The organism is Sporosarcina sp. D27, assembly GCF_000586555.1.
GTDB lineage: Bacteria > Bacillota > Bacilli > Bacillales_A > Planococcaceae > Sporosarcina.
The window spans coordinates 51,243-67,118 of the sequence record NZ_AZUC01000045.1; the positions used below are offsets into that span (position 1 = coordinate 51,243).

A 15,876-nucleotide genomic window follows, 5' to 3' on the forward strand; every position below is an offset into this window, starting at 1 on the left:
CCGAGGGGCTTGATTTCAGCCGCTTCCCTAGCTTTGCTCAGTCCAGGGTCTTCAATCTGCGCTGATCCCTCCGAAGTCTCCACCTTTCGCTTCACTCAACGAATATCACTGTAACTACGGGTATTTATCAAAGACTAGCGATCAAGACAATACAGCTTTCGCCCTTGGGTCTTGGAGCCAGCAATCTACAGTGTGCTGTGTGGTGAGTTCTGTCGTTGCTGGGTAAACACGTTCGCATACTTCCATGGCGAAGGGACATCTTGCAGCGAAGGGGCAACCTTCGGGTGGTGCGAATAAGTCCGGAGGTGTACCTTCAATTGGCTTTAACTCTTCTTCTTGCAAGTCCAGCCGAGGTACTGAGTTCAGTAGACCTTGCGTATATGGATGCTGCGGATCGTAAAAGATCTCCCGCTTATTCCCGATTTCAATGATTTTCCCTGCGTACATGACTGCGATACGATCTGCAATTTTCGCGACAACACCAAGGTCGTGAGTGATTAGAATAATTCCTACGCCAGTTTTACGTTGGATTTCATCGAATAATTCTAGAATTTGCGCTTGAATCGTAACATCCAATGCAGTAGTCGGTTCATCTGCGATGAGCAATTCAGGTTCGCAGATCAAAGCGATTGCAATGACGATCCGCTGACGCATCCCCCCAGAGAACTGATGAGGGTATTGTTTGAGTCGTTCTTCCGGGTTCGAAATTCCGACAAGATTTAGCATTTCAACGGCTTTCCTTTTCGCTTCTGCACGTGACACCTTATGATGTGTTCGTAATCCTTCCATTAATTGTTCCCCGATTTTCAATGTCGGATTCAGCGCTGTCATCGGATCTTGGAAGATCATCGAGATATCTACGCCTTGGATTTCCCGCAGCGCTTTCTTGTTCAGTTTGGTCAAGTCTCGATTTTTGAAAAGAACCTCCCCATTCCGAATCCTGCCCGGTGGTTGTGGAATAAGCCCCATAATCGTATTTGCTGTCACGCTTTTCCCGCAGCCTGATTCTCCAACGACTGCAAGAGTCTCCCCTTTGTACAGGTCGAACGAAACACCTCGGATAGCTTGCACTTCGCCGCCAAACGTCTTAAAAGAAACTTCCAAGTCTCGTACGGAGAGCATTATTTCTTGTGAAATTGTTTTCTTCTGCTTTCTATTCTCTTCTGTGGCGATGCCTGAACCAGGTTGATGCTCCTTTATAGCAGGGGCATTTTCCAGTCTGGACGCATTTGCCAACTGTTGTCCTATCACATCCATTACCCCCTCAATTTCGGATCGAGCGCATCCTGCATACCATCGCCTAGTACGTTAAAGGCAAACATCGTAATGGAGATGAAGAATGCCGGGAAGAATAAGCGCCACCAGTCACCAGATAGAATTACTGGGAGGGCATCATTCGCCATTACGCCCCAACTTGCATATGGAGCCTGAATACCAAGGCCGAGAAAGCTTAGAAAGGCTTCGGCGAATATCGCACTCGGTACTGTGAGTGTCATTTGAACAATGATTGGGCCCATTGTGTTCGGAAGCAGGTTTTTACGGATAATACGTGGTGTTCGTGCACCAAATGACTTCGATGCGGTCACGAATTCAAAGTTTTTTATTTGCAGGACTTGCCCACGAACGATTCGGGCCATTCCTACCCAGCCTGTAATCGTCAGTGCTACAATGATTGTTGTTAGACTCGGACCCATCACGACCATTAACAAAATGACTACGAGCAAATGAGGCAGTCCGTAAAGGATTTCAATAATCCGCATCATAATAGAATCCGTGCGACCACCCTTATATCCACTAACGCCTCCGTAAATAATGCCAATGAAAAAGTCGATAAGCGCAGCCATCACACCTACGAATAACGAAATTCGAGCACCATACCACGTTCTTGTGAATACATCCCTACCCATTTCGTCAGTTCCAAACCAATGGGCTGCACTCGGAGCCATATTTTGGTTTCGTAAATCTGTTGCAGTTACTTCATACGGAGAAAACACAGGTCCAAATATCGCAAGTAATGTCAGGATAACTAAAAACACTAACCCACCCATTGCGAGCTTATTCTTTCGTAATCGTCTCCAAGCATCTTTCCAATAAGAGAGCGATGGACGAACGACAGCTTCCGCCCGCTCATGGTCCTCCCCTTTTTTCCGGAACCACTCATCAGGAATTGAGACTCTCGGGTCTTTAGTAACCATTACACTTCACCTTCCTTTTTGTGAAGCTTAATGCGAGGATCCAAGAATCCATATACGATATCTACTAAAAACAGCATGAATACTAGAAATGCACTGTAGAATACAGTGGATCCCATAATAACGGGATAGTCGCGATTGTTAATGCTCTCGACAAAGTACTTTCCCATACCAGGGATCGCAAAAATCTTTTCGATAACAAATGTTCCTGTCAAAATTCCTGCAAGCATTGTCCCCATGATGGTAACAACCGGCATGAGGGCATTTCGTAACGCGTGCCTCGCTACAATGCGGAAAGGGCTTAAGCCTTTTGCACGCGCCATTTTAATATAGTCTTGCGTCAACACTTCCAACATACTGGCACGAGTAAGACGTGCAATAATGGCAGTCGGTCCAGTAGCTAGTGCAATAATCGGTAAAATCATATGTTTCGGACTGCTCCATGTAGCTGGTGGTAGTAAATGCCAGTTCACCGCAACTTGCTGGATCAGAAGCGTGGCAAGAACAAAGTTCGGGATTGATATTCCCACAACTGCGAAGGTCATAGCCCCATAGTCGATAATTCCATTATGACGAAGTGCAGCAAACGTACCTAGAATAATTCCTGAAATGACCGCGACGATAATTGTCGCCATTCCCAGTTCAAAGGAGATTGGGAATCCTCGTGCAAGTAGCGTATTCACGGATTCATTCGGCTTTTTTATGGATGGTCCATAGTCGAATGTCACAATAGATTTTAAGTAATTCAAGTATTGAATTGGCATTGGCTGATCCAACTTATAGAACTTCTCCAAGTTCGCTTGGATGGTCGGGTTGGACGTGCGCTCTTCGTCAAACGGTGAACCTGGAATCGCCCGCATGAGTACAAATGTAAGCGTGGCAATAATTAGAACTGTGACAATCATCATGATGAAACGCTTCAATATGTATAGCGGCACTCTGCTTCCTCCTTAACAAAACTTCGTTTGCATCGCGAGCTCTGTCATGACGAGCATCGCACGATAGGCTTCAACAATATCTTTTGCTTCATAGCGAACAATTGTAGTTCCTTCTTCTATTACACACCCGGGCATCATCGCGGCCCACTCTGCTTCTCCATAATTCGTAAATTCAATACGCATGATAGGGTTATCAGGTGCTTTCAGTGGTTTAATTTCACTACGTTTTCCGAGCGCTTCTGCCATTTTTTCTTTCAGCAACGCCTGTGCTTTTTTAGGATGTAACGTCCGTACAGATGAACGTGAAATGGACTGCTTTACCGCGGCTGTTACGACACCCGGAATGAGTGCTTCTGCTTCCCGGCATGCTCCATCATCACCTGCTACCATAAGGACTGGAACGCCAAAATGACCTGCAACATAAGCATTAAATCCGAGTTCTCCAACTACAACGTCATTGATAAAAATGTTACGAACGCCAAAAATCATCGTATGGCTCATGACTCCAGGTTGTCCTGCCCGGGCGTGATAACCCGCAAACACAGCACCTGTATAAGTTTCATCCAATGACTGAACCATTGAAAGCGGTTTCACTTCGCCAGTTATCAACTCCACATCTGGATGCATCTCTTCAACTAGCAAGTTATTCATTTTTGAATGACTATCATTCACGAGCACTTCTTGTACACCTTGTTCAAATGCTGATGACGCAATCGCATTCGCTTCTTCAGTCATAATACGTCTAGCACGTTCATAATTATGACGATGTGAATCTACAAACGTCTCATCTGGTAACCCAGTTATGCCCTCCATATCAACGGAAACAAATAATTTCATAAGGACCTCCAAACATCCAACAGAAAATATGATCTGTCTGATTTTATTGTCAATTAACAATACCAAAATATTTTCAAAATAACAAGATAATTTAGTATAATGAAATTATGTTTACTAGTTTTTTATGTTTTAGCAATACTATTGTGCCAAAAGTGAGAAGTCTAAAATCTACTAGTATACTAGATACACTTTACGAAAGAGGTGGTATTCCTTGAACAAATGGTTATTAGCTGGAGGTACGCTCACACTTTCAACTTTACTTCTATTCGCTGCTTATTTCCGTCTGGATGTAGGACAACCTACTTGGGTTTATCAACTTCAAGATGCCTCCATTGAGAACATTGCCCTGCTTCCCGTTAAATATGCAGTGATTGACTCAACAAAAGATGGGAGCGAGAGATATAGCAAGAAGGACATTGCAATTCTTCGTGAAAAGGGAATACGCCCCATTTCATATTTGAGTATCGGTGAGGCAAGCAGTTACCTCCCCTATTGGAAATCAGAGTGGGGCTACCAACAAAAAGGAGTGTTGACCATCACCGATTCAGCTCCTGAATGGATGGGTCACGTCGAAAATCCTGATTGGCCGGAAAGTGTAAAAGTTCGTTATTGGAATTCAGAATGGCAACAATATATGTTTGAGGAACTGAAAAGAATTCAAGACGCAGGATTTAAAGGGGTGTACTTAGACATTATTGATGCATACCTTTATTGGGGAGATTCAAGTACGTATAAAGAAGATGGTGAGCAATCCTTATTAACCGATCCCACATCCCCAAAAGATGCAGCTGAACGAATGATTTCTTTCGTTCGAACTCTGTCTGCCGTTGCAAAAGAAAGGGATCCCGATTTTTTAATTATCCCTCAAAATGGTGAGGAAATATTGCAGTTCGACAATGGTTCCTATTTAAAATCAGTAGATGGAATAGGGGTAGAAGACATTTGGTTCAATGAGAGTAAAAAGAACAATTCAGATGAAATCGAGGAACGTCTTAAGTGGCTTTCACAGTTTTCCAAGGCAAATAAGCCTGTATTTTCAGTAGACTATGTTAAAGGCCGTTATGCAATCAATCGCTATTACCGGCTATGCAGAAATGAAAAATTCTATTGTTTCGCCGCTGCCCCAGATCGGTCACTTTCTTCCATTAAATCATTTGACTAGAAATGACTTACTATATAACAACCTATCTATCGTCAAACAATTGTACAATCAAATCTGAAGGTTTAATCTTAAATAATTACTATTGACACAAAACTGTCGATTAAGTATGCTCGATTTGTAATTGATTTTCTCTATGGCCTCTGCTAGCCGGTTACATTACTACCTGTTCTTCGTGAAAACCTCCTGCATATAGGTGGTTCTTTTAGTTTAAAGAGATCACATAGGCATTTATAAATCGTGATACCAGAGACCCACAAGATATTGATTGCAAAAATCTAATAAAGAAAGCAGTGGGAAATGGTGGCGACAGTTAAGAAGAAAATCCACTATGCTTGGTGGACACTTGTAGCACTCTGTATTATTGTCGGACTTGCAAAGGGTGCATTAAATACATCATCAGGTCTATTCATTCCAGGAGCTACAAAAGATTTAGGTATTTTAACTGGTAACTTAACTTTATACTTCAGTATTTCTTCGATCGTGACGATGATTTTCCTTCCTATCGGCGGTAAAATCCTAGCAAAATATGATATTCGCATGGTATTAGTCCTCGCAATTATTTTGCAAGCAGGCTCTTATGTCGGATTTGGTTTTAGTAACTCCGTATGGGGTTGGTATATTTTTGCTGTTCCATTGGCTGTCGGCGGCGTGTTTACAACGGTTATCGTTGGACCTGTCCTCGTTAATCAGTGGTTTAAAAAGAAAAACGGAATGGCACTCGGATTGATTGGAGCCTCTGGCGGTTTACTAGGCGCGATTGCTCAACCAATCATCGGATATACAATTGCTACAGCTGAACATACTTGGCGTACTGGCTACATTGGTCTTGGCTTAGCAGTTATCATTATTGTTGTTCCAACAGTTCTCTTAATCATTCGTAAATCACCACAATCCATCGGTTTGTTGCCTTATGGAGCACAAGAAGTTACCGAAGTTAGCGATGAAACACTTACAAACGAAGCAGACAAAGGGGTAACATTAGCGATTGCCCGAAAATCTTCTGCTTTTTACTCACTATTTTTCTTCTTCCTTCTGATTACATCGATTGCCAGTTTCTCAATTCATATTCCTTCATATATCCAATCTATTGGATATGATGCCATATTTGCAGGAAATGCAATGGCAGGATATATGATTGGCGTCCTGTTAGGGGCACTTGCACTAGGTTATCTTGTAGACAAAATCGGTTCACGAAACACTGTTTATGTAGCAATGGTTTTAGCAGCATTAGCTGTTATTGCACTTCTATTTGCGGCAGATAGTAAAATAGTTGTCGTTATAGCAACTTCAGTGTACGGATTTACTGTTTCCAACTCTGTTGGAACTCTAGCACCAGCGCTAACAACTAGCCTATTTGGTAGTAGGGAGTACGCTCAAATTTACTCCACGGCTTCACTAGGACTTGCAATCGCTGGTATTGTTGCACTTCCAGCTTACGGATATATTTACGATTTCACAAAAAGTTATACACCAGCGTTGTATATCGTACTTGTTTTGCTAATTTTGAATATCGTTCTTGTAACATACGCGTTTGAAGGTAAGAAAAAACTTTTAAAACAAGGTCATTGGAACTGATTTCATGAATAACAAAAGCTGTTTCAGCACCAGTAATTCTGGTATTGAAACAGCTTTTTTTCTAGTTAGATTTCTTACATGTCGAATATAGTCATAAATTGTTTCACATGAAACAGTTATGAAAACGGTGCTGGGTGTACAGTTAAACCATTTCGTCCTGTCGTTTCAACCGCTTGAGACAACGAATTCAAAATCGCTTCTTCCGTTACTTCCGCAGCAGCTTGAAATAGTTGGTTCATGATAGGATGGCCATCGCGAAGTAATTGTACGTTCTCTATAGCATCCAGCCTTTCATGCAGAAATTTGTGTGCAGTAGAAAATGCAATCACTATATCTCCACTGCCGTTACTGTAATGACTTCCAGTTCGAGCAAGTCCAATCCCAGAACGTTTTGCAATTCGTTTTAACTGCCGGCTATCGAGTGGAGCATCCGTTGCAAGGACAATCATAATCGATCCGTCTGCAGGTTTTGGTGCATCTGGTTGTATGATGGGTTCAATTTTCATATATCGGTCGCTCGCAAACTCTTCCCGTTTCCCAAAATTACTTAATACGAGACACCCTATTGTAAATGATTCGGTAGACATTTCTGAGTGAACAACACGTGAAGATGTCCCGATCCCGCCCTTATATCCGAAGCAAACCATTCCTTTCCCTGCACCGACCGCCCCCTCTTCAGATGGTTCAGTGGATGCCATTTCAATTGCTTGCTTGGCATGACCAGGTGTTATGGACAGCGCTCTAATGGAGTTAAGGCGACTGTCATTGCACTCCCCTGTCACGATATTAGCAGTTCCTGTTGTGTCTCCAATTTCCGGAGTCTGATCGAGTAACCACCGAAGGGCTCCTTCAGTTGCAGCCGGTACACCAAATGTGTTCGTCAACATGATTGGTGACTCCAGAACACCCAGTTCATCTAACTGAATAAGTCCTGTCGTCTTCCCAAATCCGTTAATGACATAGCTTGCCGCCGCAACCTTTTCCCTGAAAGGATTTCCGGAATGAGGCAGGATGGCTGTCACACCTGTCGCTATATACTCCCCGTTCTCTAACGGTTCATCGATTGTTACGTGTCCTACTAGCACATTGTCGACGTCTGTAATACAGTTGTTCTTCCCTGTAGGAAATGTGCCAATCTGAATACCCCGCGCTCTGATTTTCATTGGTTGTTGTTTTGGCATTTACATGGCTCCAGTCTATGTATAGTCTTTCACAATTGTTTCCACACTATGTTGTAAAAGGAGTGGTCTTTATGTTGACGGAATTTCCAACGATTCATACAAATATATGGGATGCCTTTTGGGCGGTTCCCGTCACATTCATAGTCGTTCTCATTGCGAAATGGGTATTTCGCATTCGCCCCACATGGCTTTCTACAGTTTCAACGGTCGTCGCACTCATCTTGTCCGTTTTCATCAGCCATCCGCATAATCTTTCAGCGGGTATCTTCATGGGGTTTTTCTATAGTGGTGCCGCCATGGGAGTGCTCTATTCAATGAAGCAATCCTATCTAGCATTTCGGGCAAAATGAATATCATGCTACTCTTTCAACGGACAAAATCCACATTGCATTAATCCTGGGACGTCTTTCGAAAGACAGCATGTTTTCCTTACCGTTGTATTCAGCAAATCTGTCGGTTCACATCCGTTTAAATAGGATGAAAACCGAGAATGCGAAGAGATTCCTTCCCAGGCCGAATCGTCTTTAAGTTCATTGAAAACGACTCTTGCTTCGTCTGTACAAGTTGGATCATTCAACATAACGTGAAACTGCCAAAGCCAGAAGCCGAATACATTTTCCCACAAAACATTTGGAGAGACAGAAGCAACCAATCTTAGTGCATTGATCACTGTCTGGATTTGGACAAGAAGTTTTCGAACGACATTAGCAGAATCTTCGATAGGGACTTCTATCCAACCATTAACCTTTGGATATGTACTGACAGTCATATTGCCATACTCGAGAACGGCCCCAAACTGTAATTCATCTGGATTCCCTTGCCAAAGTTCCTCATATTGAATGAATTGAGCAAGTTGCATAGCCGTAAACATTCCGTAACGCCGCATGAAAAAAGAAACTGCCACAGTCATATTGGGGCTTTGACTCACGGTTTGAAGAATTGTTAATAGATCTTTCCCAACGGTTGAAGAAGATAAGGTTTCTAACGTAAAAAGCGGATGTTCCGGAGATGTTGTATAGACTCCATTGCTATGAAGTTGGCTGATTTGGTTCGCTGTAAGTGTTGTCATGCATTCAGTATAGCAAAGATTCCGCCTTCTTTGACACCCCCTGTTAATTCTTAAAAGAGAAATGATAAGCTCCTTCCCTTCCCTTCCCTCCAAAATTATTTGTTTAGCACCAGTAAAAAACACCGTTCTCGTAATACCAAGAAAGAGCAGAAACTAAAAGACAGCCTGCCCTGTTAAGAGGACAGCCTGTCTAGTTCACTTATTCAGTTACAGCTTCTTTGTTTGTTAATTTTGGGGTTTTATCTTCTCTAATCAACGATGCTGCAATTGTACCGATGACAAGTAGGAAGCCTGCAAAGTAGAAGCCCATATCCAGGTTACCTGTTACGTCAGCCAAGAAACCAGTGATGTAAGGTGCAAGGATAGAACCTAACATACCGATGAAGTTGTATATACCGAATGATGTACCATATGCATTTTTAGGAGCGTTGTCTGCTACAACAGCAACTAGTACAGGGTTAGTACTGATTTTACCAAAGATACCGTAACCAATTAGTGCTGCATAAAGAACGTACATATTGTCGAATGCAACAATGGAGATGAGTGATATCAATGAAAGTGGGAGCATGACAAGTAGCACTGGACGTCGTTTTCCCATACGGTCAGCAATCCAGCTGAAGAAAATTGAACCTGGTATAGCTGCCCATGGTACTAGTGAAGAAACAGTCGCAACTGCACTACCTTCAATTCCACGTGCGTGCTGCAAGTAATAAGGCATCCATGTTACGACTACGAAGAATCCGTAAATCGCACAGAAGATTACGATGTAAGACATGAGCAAGTTATGATTTTTGAACAGAGCACTAATCTTGAATGGCTCTTGGTTATCAAGTTCAGCTTTAGCTTTCTTGCCATAAGGGTTTTCTTTAACAAGCCACCACATTAGTAATCCAATGAGGACGACTGGAATTGCTACAATATAGAATGGTGCTCTCCATGACATTCCAGCCTCAATAGTCCAACTGGATAGGAAGTAACCTGCAGAAAGACCGAACGCCATACCACTGTTGATAATCGCAGATCCTACTGTAATGTGTTTCTTAGGGATCGCTTCAGAAGATAAACCGTATTGTGGTCCATAATAGAACCCTTGGAACACACCAACCATTAACCACATAAGTACAAATAAGAAGAATGTTGGCATCGTTCCTGCAATCGCTGCAAAGATACCGAACAAAATAATCCCTGGTACAAGTACTTTCTTTTTACCAATTTTATCTCCAAGTATACCGGATGGAATGTTTAATCCTGCATAACCGATGAAGAAGATACTACTAATCATACCGAGCTGACCGGCAGACAAACTAAATTCGTTTTGAATATCATCCATGACAGGGTTCAAGATTGCACGTGTTCCGTAAATTGCAACCCAACCTAAGAAGAATACGATAACGGCTTTTATCCAATATGGAATGAGTTCTTTTTTCTGGCCATTATCTTGTATTTGTTTCGCCATCTTTTGTTCCTCCTCAATTTTTCATAATAATTACTTAAGTAAAATGATCATTTACCTTACACCTGTATAATACTCTAGCTAGCATTGCAGACGAATAAAATCAAAACAGCTAACATTGCCAAAACATTAAATATTGATAAAGAATGTCCAGTACTTCTTTTACTCGCGATGAGCCGTGACACTTTTCAACATATATCCTAGTCCAGGATACGTAATAATGTATTCTTCCGGTTCTTTCAGACGCTCTTTAATTTTACGACGGATTCTCGCGATACCGACTCGTAAATATTCGACATCATCCCGATATTGAGGACCCCAAACTTCAGAAAGTAACGATTCATGTTGTACAACTTTGTCGAGATTCAACGCCAAAATCTCTAGCAATGAGAACTCTGTTTGAGTCAGTTTTAACTCTTCCTCGTCAATCCAAATCCTCTTGCTTCCGATGTCTACTTGGAGAGACCCTGTCTCAATCACAGAAGATGCGCCCGCTGAAGAATCAGCATGACTTGGCTGACTTCTACGAAGGACTGCATTGACCCGTGCAAACAACTCATCCAACGAAAATGGTTTCGTCAAGTAGTCATCCGCTCCGAGATTCAGCCCATTCACTTTATCTTTAGGGTTGCTTCTTGCTGTTAGCATGATAATCGGAGTGTGAGAGAACTTTCGAAGTTCTTCTAATACGTAAAAGCCGTCCCTTCCTGGCATCATAATATCCAGTAATATTAAATCAGGTGAGATCAGATCGTATTTTTCTAACAGTTCTTCACCGGAATCAGCGGTTACGACATCGTATCCAACAGATCGTAAATTGGCTGAGATGAAACGTAAAATCTTTGCTTCATCGTCTACGACACATATTTTTTGTTTCATCTCTTAAGACCCCTCTCGTATTGGAAAGTAAAGTGTAAATGTACTGCCCTCACCAGGTTTGCTATCGACTTCGATTTTTCCTTCATGCGCTTCCATAATCCCTTCGCAAATGGATAATCCTAAGCCCGTTCCACCTGACCGTCGTGTGGCAGTGACATCAACTTGGTAGAACCGATTAAAGATTTTCTGCAAATGTTCTTTCGAAATACCAATTCCGTTGTCCGATACTGCGATCGTTAAGTATTCTTCCTTTTTTTCCAAAGTGATATCAATCTTCTTTTGTGGATGGTCGTTATATCGTAATGCATTCGTAAAGAGATTCACCAGCACTTGCTGTACCCGAGTTTTGTCCGCATAGAAGAATAAGTAATCCTCAGCTTTGTTGTGGAACGTAAGTGTAGCCCCTTCTTTTAGCGTAATCGGTACAAGTTCTATAGACTTCTCAATAACATGGTCTGCTCGAACCATATTACGCTCAATGTACATCGACCCCGATTCGATCTTTGAAATATCCATCCAATCATCGACTAAGTGTTGAATGCGCTCAATGTCTTCATGGACTCCCTCTAACAATTCATACTGGAAATCAGGCTCCCATTCAACATCTTCTCGCAATAACGTTTCAACGCTTCCTCGAATGTTTGTAATGGGCGTCTTAAATTCATGAGACGTTAGCGAAATTAGGTTGTTTTTCAACGTGTCAATTTCTTCTTCTTTTGTTATATCGCGAATGAGCAACCCTTGCCCGATTTTTTTCTCATCTGATATGACCGAAAATTTATGGAGCATATAAAAATCAGCATTACCTGATTTCGTCTTGTATTCTAGCTTTAGTTCACTAGCTTCATTTTCAAAAAACGAAAGGAGATCTTCTGTGGAATTCTCAAACAGGACATTAATACGTTCAAAAACGTCGGATAAATGTACGAGCGGTCCATTCGTGCCATCTCCGTCAGTCACATTCAAAAAGAATTCGTTCACATAATCGATCTGCTGATTATTATTGAGCAGCATAATACCTTCTGACATACTTTCAAGAACGGCATCTAGTTCCGCATGCTTATTCCGGTATCGCTCAAAAAGTAACTTGTTCTGTAACATAATTGCAAGAGAACGTGAGAACGTTTGAAGAAATGCCTGTACTCTCGGTTCAATTGTCTGTCCATCAAGCAAATCGAAAATAAGATAGCCGCTTGGTAACCCATCCAGAACGATCGGTTCCATATGGTGATTAGCGCCTCGCACATTTTGTTCTAAATAACCCTGTAAACTTTTGTCTGCGTAAATTGCTTGGCTTGTTACGGCCAACTCTCGAAACCAGATGTGTACATTGAAAGGTACTGATTGTTCGATGTTTTGAAGGCATAATTGAATGAAGTGCGGCAGATCCATTTTTGAAGACACCGGAGTAATCAATTGGTTTACTGCCTGTAACTCAGCATTACGCTGTTCTAAATTAGCAGTTCGCTCTTGTACACGACCTTCAAGTTGCATGTTCAGTTCAATGAGTTCGTTTCGATTCTCTTCAATTTCAGATATCATGTCATTGAAATGAGTCAGCAAATCAGTCATCTCTTGAGGGCCATGAATTCGTTCTGATAATTGAACAGGTTGGTTCGTCTTATAACTTACAGAATATCGCTTAATGGTATCGAGGAGATTACGAATCGTTCCTTCGAGTCGATTCGTTAAAAATAGACTTGCTAACACAACAAATAACGCCGTAATGGGAATGAACCAAAGAATGGTGTTCGCTGCATTTCTAAGTGGCTTCGTGATCAGTGTAGATGGATTTGCAATCCATACTGTCCAATCAAGATTTTTAATTTTCGCATAGGTGATGAATTCTTTCTCACTACCCTCTTCTTTAACAGTCAAGCTATTTAAAGATTGGTCAGACTGTTTATTGATAGTCTTAACAATCTTGGAATTCGCCATATTGACCATTTCTGTCCTAGTGTCGACGTCGGGGTGCACAATTACATTATTATCTTGGTCCAGTAACACCGCATAACTTGCTTCACCTGATATTCTTGTAGACACGTATTTCTCTAAAGCGTTTAGATCGATCGCCCCTAAAATATACCCTTGCATCTTCCCCTTGCTGTCAAATATCGGTGAGACAATCGCAACCAAAAGGATATCTGTCCCCCCTCTGCCATAAAAAACAGGAGACACCACTTGCTTGTTTTTATCAAGAAGTTCTTTGTAATAAGATCGGTCGCTGTAATTCAAGTGCTCCCGCCTCACACCATCAGTGTATACAGACGGGTAAAACACAAGTGATTCACCATTTTTATCCCCTACGTACAAATTTACAAATCCCGGATAGTTAATTTTAATATCACGTAGTTTTTCTTCTATCTTAGATGTTCGTCCTTCCTCTAAAAGAGGTGCAATATTAGAAGCCATGGTTTCAATAATTCTGCCATGTTGGTCCATATAACTTTCAATATTATCTTCTAAAAACCCGGTTACTTTCTTTTGGCTTTCCTGATTGCCTTCAATTAGTGAGGAGAGCTGGAAAAACTGAAAAATACCGAGGACAATAATTGACGTAAGTCCTATTGTCAGAAACGAGTAAATGAGTTCTTTTTTAAAAGAACGCGATCGTCTATTTTTCACCCGTACTCTCCCCTCCCTCTTTGAAAGTTGACTCATTTTGTAACCCTCTAAAAACATTATGTATATACCAAAAGGGTATTGACCAGTGTCATAATGACCATAGCCAATACCATTGGTAAACTTATTTTTGAATCTGCGTGCCTGCCTTACCTGCTAGTGCAAGGTCCGCTTGTCCAAGAGAACAGATAATAGCCCTGCCACCTATTTCAGCGAACTTCATGGCTGATTCCATCTTAGGACCCATGCTACCTGCAGAGAATTGACCTTCATCTGCATAGGCTTTCGCTTCTTCAAGCGTAATTGCGCCAAGTGCTTTTTGGTCCGGTTTGCCATAGTTTACAAATACATTATCGACATCTGTCAAAATCATAAGTACGTCCGCTTTCGCCTCTTCAGCTAGACGGAACGCACTGCGGTCTTTATCAATAACTGCTTCGATTCCTGTAAGGCTACCATCTTCTTCACGTACAACTGGAATTCCACCGCCCCCTGAAGCGATGACAATAACATTGTTATCTGTCAGTAGTTTAATAGTTTGGGAGCTGAGGATTGACTTCGGATATGGAGAAGCAACAACACGTCTCCACCCACGACCTGCATCTTCTTTTACATCCCAGCCTTTTTCTTCTGCCAGTTGCTTTGCTTCTTCTTCTGAATAGAAGACACCGATCGGCTTGGATGGATCTTCGAACGCTGGATCGTTGTGATCTACTTCTGTTTGCGTCAGCATGCTGACCACTTGGTTGTTGAGACCTACTTTTTTAAGCTCGTTCTTCAACGTTTGTTCCATCATGTACCCGATGAATCCTTGTGATTCTGCGCTACATACGTCAAGTGGAAATGCAGGAACAACGTCTTTAGCTTCTTCGTTCTGTCGAAGAATGTTGCCTACTTGCGGTCCGTTGCCATGTGTAACAATGACTTCATGACCGTTCTTGACAATTTTCGCGATGATTTCAGTACTAATCCGTACGTTTTCACGCTGATTCTCATAAGTCGCTTCCTGCTTAGGTTGTAGGATTGCGTTTCCTCCAAGTGCGATTACTACTTTTTCTGTCATTCTAATTTCCTCCTTAGCGCTAGTAAGCCGAGTAACATGCCAAAAACCGTATCAATTCCAGAACTGTGCCCCATATCTAGCAATTCGGAAAGCAATGTTTTTAGCATATTAATATCTGTCTTTCGTGTCAATTCTGAAGCCGCTTTTACTACTGTCGAGCTGAATTTCCCTTCCAGTGCGTAGAGTAAGTACTCCCGACCTATATCAGTCGTCAGCCTCTCTTTTTCAGCAAGCCGTCTTAACGTCTCCACAAATGCTGTTGATAAAATCCCTGTTGCTTCATGGATAGCGAGTAAGCCGACCAAGTGATCGTCACCTGAAGGGGTTAACCCTTTGCCCCTACCTATGACAAATCTTAGTTGCTGTTCAATGTCGTTCGTTTCTGAAGAGTCCAATACATCAAGTAACGCGGAGATAAGTTGCTCTGTCAGTCCACTAGCAGAACGTCCTTCCAAATGTCTGGTTAGCCATGATTCGATATCGATGGCTAAGCCTGTCACTCGTGGTTCTTCAAGTAAAACGGATACAAACATTGCTAAATTATCAGACAGTAGCTCACGCGTTACAAGTTCACTCGATATCCTCCAGTCAAAAGGTTCCGCACCAACAATGCTCACAATTGGTCCAGTCTCTCCAAACGAGAGACTGCGCTCATTCGGTTCCCAAGAGACCGAGGAATTTTCATGTATCCCATTCAGTAACTGTTTCAATTGTTCCTGTGTCAGATGGATACCAAATGGTAACCGTCCATTCTTCACCGTTCCAACGAAAAATAGGCAATTCCCACTTTTGATATTCAATCCATTTTGAAAGATACTATGGATTTGACAAACAGGTTGGTTAGCCAAATGGAACGGAATCTGTTGCTGGTATTCAGTCGCATGCAAAATGGTTCGCCTTGCTTG

14 protein-coding genes are annotated in these 15,876 nt (G+C 42.0%); 3 read left to right on the plus strand and 11 right to left on the minus strand.

Annotation, left to right across the window (positions count from 1 at the left end):
• Nucleotides 1–141: 141 nt before the first annotated feature.
• The 4 genes from N693_RS18985 to N693_RS0107220 all read right to left on the minus strand — a co-directional run bounded on the left by N693_RS18985 (nt 142) and on the right by N693_RS0107220 (nt 3,967).
• Entirely contained in the window at nt 142–1,122 is a 981-nt protein-coding gene (locus N693_RS18985) for an ABC transporter ATP-binding protein (RefSeq protein ID WP_037592947.1), read from the minus strand.
• Nucleotides 1,123–1,256: 134 nt separating this feature from the next.
• Nucleotides 1,257–2,195 (minus strand): ABC transporter permease, encoded by a 939-nt coding sequence (locus N693_RS0107210; protein ID WP_025784129.1) that lies wholly within the window; start codon nt 2,193–2,195, stop codon nt 1,257–1,259.
• Nucleotides 2,195–3,130 carry an ABC transporter permease gene (locus N693_RS0107215; protein ID WP_025784130.1) on the minus strand — a complete coding sequence of 312 codons (936 nt, stop codon included), beginning with the start codon at nt 3,128–3,130 and terminating at the stop codon, nt 2,195–2,197. The genes N693_RS0107210 and N693_RS0107215 overlap by 1 nt, the downstream gene beginning before the upstream one ends.
• 12 nt (nt 3,131–3,142) lie before the next feature.
• Nucleotides 3,143–3,967, minus strand: coding sequence for a M55 family metallopeptidase (locus tag N693_RS0107220; RefSeq protein WP_025784131.1), 825 nt, complete (start codon nt 3,965–3,967; stop codon nt 3,143–3,145).
• Nucleotides 3,968–4,178: 211 nt separating this feature from the next.
• Between N693_RS0107220 and N693_RS0107225 the strand changes: the two genes are divergently transcribed.
• Nucleotides 4,179–5,129: an MJ1477/TM1410 family putative glycoside hydrolase gene (locus N693_RS0107225; RefSeq protein WP_025784132.1), complete on the plus strand. Its 951-nt coding sequence runs from the start codon at nt 4,179–4,181 to the stop codon at nt 5,127–5,129.
• Nucleotides 5,130–5,426: 297 nt separating this feature from the next.
• Entirely contained in the window at nt 5,427–6,704 is a 1,278-nt protein-coding gene (locus N693_RS0107230) for an MFS transporter (protein WP_371257550.1), read from the plus strand.
• 116 nt (nt 6,705–6,820) lie between these two features.
• On the opposite strand, the gene N693_RS0107235 is transcribed toward N693_RS0107230, so the two are convergent.
• A complete protein-coding gene (locus N693_RS0107235; protein WP_025784134.1) occupies nt 6,821–7,867 on the minus strand; it encodes a P1 family peptidase in 1,047 nt (348 codons plus the stop codon).
• An 89-nt stretch (nt 7,868–7,956) separates the two neighbouring features.
• Here N693_RS0107235 and N693_RS0107240 point away from each other — a divergent pair, with 89 nt between their 5' ends.
• A complete protein-coding gene (locus tag N693_RS0107240) occupies nt 7,957–8,235 on the plus strand; it encodes a hypothetical protein (protein ID WP_037592927.1) in 279 nt (92 codons plus the stop codon).
• 8 nt (nt 8,236–8,243) lie between these two features.
• Here the strand turns inward: N693_RS0107240 and N693_RS0107245 are convergent, their stop codons facing one another.
• The 6 genes from N693_RS0107245 to N693_RS0107270 form a co-directional block, all read right to left on the minus strand.
• On the minus strand, nt 8,244–8,954 hold the full coding sequence (locus N693_RS0107245; protein WP_025784136.1) for a hypothetical protein: 711 nt from the start codon (nt 8,952–8,954) through the stop codon (nt 8,244–8,246).
• A 199-nt stretch (nt 8,955–9,153) separates the two neighbouring features.
• Complete coding sequence (locus N693_RS0107250; protein WP_025784137.1) at nt 9,154–10,410, minus strand: MFS transporter; 1,257 nt, start codon at nt 10,408–10,410, stop codon at nt 9,154–9,156.
• Between the two features lie 159 nt (nt 10,411–10,569).
• Entirely contained in the window at nt 10,570–11,286 is a 717-nt protein-coding gene (locus N693_RS0107255; protein ID WP_025784138.1) for a response regulator transcription factor, read from the minus strand.
• 3 nt (nt 11,287–11,289) lie between these two features.
• Nucleotides 11,290–13,911, minus strand: coding sequence for an ATP-binding protein (locus N693_RS0107260; RefSeq protein ID WP_025784139.1), 2,622 nt, complete (start codon nt 13,909–13,911; stop codon nt 11,290–11,292).
• A 121-nt stretch (nt 13,912–14,032) separates the two neighbouring features.
• Nucleotides 14,033–14,971, minus strand: coding sequence for a carbamate kinase (arcC, locus tag N693_RS0107265; RefSeq protein ID WP_025784140.1), 939 nt, complete (start codon nt 14,969–14,971; stop codon nt 14,033–14,035).
• Nucleotides 14,968–15,858, minus strand: coding sequence for a DUF2877 domain-containing protein (locus N693_RS0107270; protein ID WP_025784141.1), 891 nt, complete (start codon nt 15,856–15,858; stop codon nt 14,968–14,970). The genes arcC and N693_RS0107270 overlap by 4 nt, the downstream gene beginning before the upstream one ends.
• Between the last annotated feature and the right edge of the window lie 18 nt (nt 15,859–15,876).

Bases quoted from the DNA above. Each gene is read 5' to 3' on its own strand.
- N693_RS18985 (WP_037592947.1), bottom strand. From the start codon at position 1,122: ATGCTCTCCGTACGAGACTTGGAAGTTTCTTTTAAGACGTTTGGCGGC.
- N693_RS0107210 (WP_025784129.1), bottom strand. From the start codon at position 2,195: ATGGTTACTAAAGACCCGAGAGTCTCAATTCCTGATGAGTGGTTCCGG.
- N693_RS0107220 (WP_025784131.1), bottom strand. From the start codon at position 3,967: ATGAAATTATTTGTTTCCGTTGATATGGAGGGCATAACTGGGTTACCA.
- N693_RS0107230 (WP_371257550.1), top strand. From the start codon at position 5,427: ATGGTGGCGACAGTTAAGAAGAAAATCCACTATGCTTGGTGGACACTT.
- N693_RS0107235 (WP_025784134.1), bottom strand. From the start codon at position 7,867: ATGAAAATCAGAGCGCGGGGTATTCAGATTGGCACATTTCCTACAGGG.
- N693_RS0107240 (WP_037592927.1), top strand. From the start codon at position 7,957: ATGTTGACGGAATTTCCAACGATTCATACAAATATATGGGATGCCTTT.
- N693_RS0107245 (WP_025784136.1), bottom strand. From the start codon at position 8,954: ATGACAACACTTACAGCGAACCAAATCAGCCAACTTCATAGCAATGGA.
- N693_RS0107250 (WP_025784137.1), bottom strand. From the start codon at position 10,410: ATGGCGAAACAAATACAAGATAATGGCCAGAAAAAAGAACTCATTCCA.
- N693_RS0107255 (WP_025784138.1), bottom strand. From the start codon at position 11,286: ATGAAACAAAAAATATGTGTCGTAGACGATGAAGCAAAGATTTTACGT.
- arcC (WP_025784140.1), bottom strand. From the start codon at position 14,971: ATGACAGAAAAAGTAGTAATCGCACTTGGAGGAAACGCAATCCTACAA.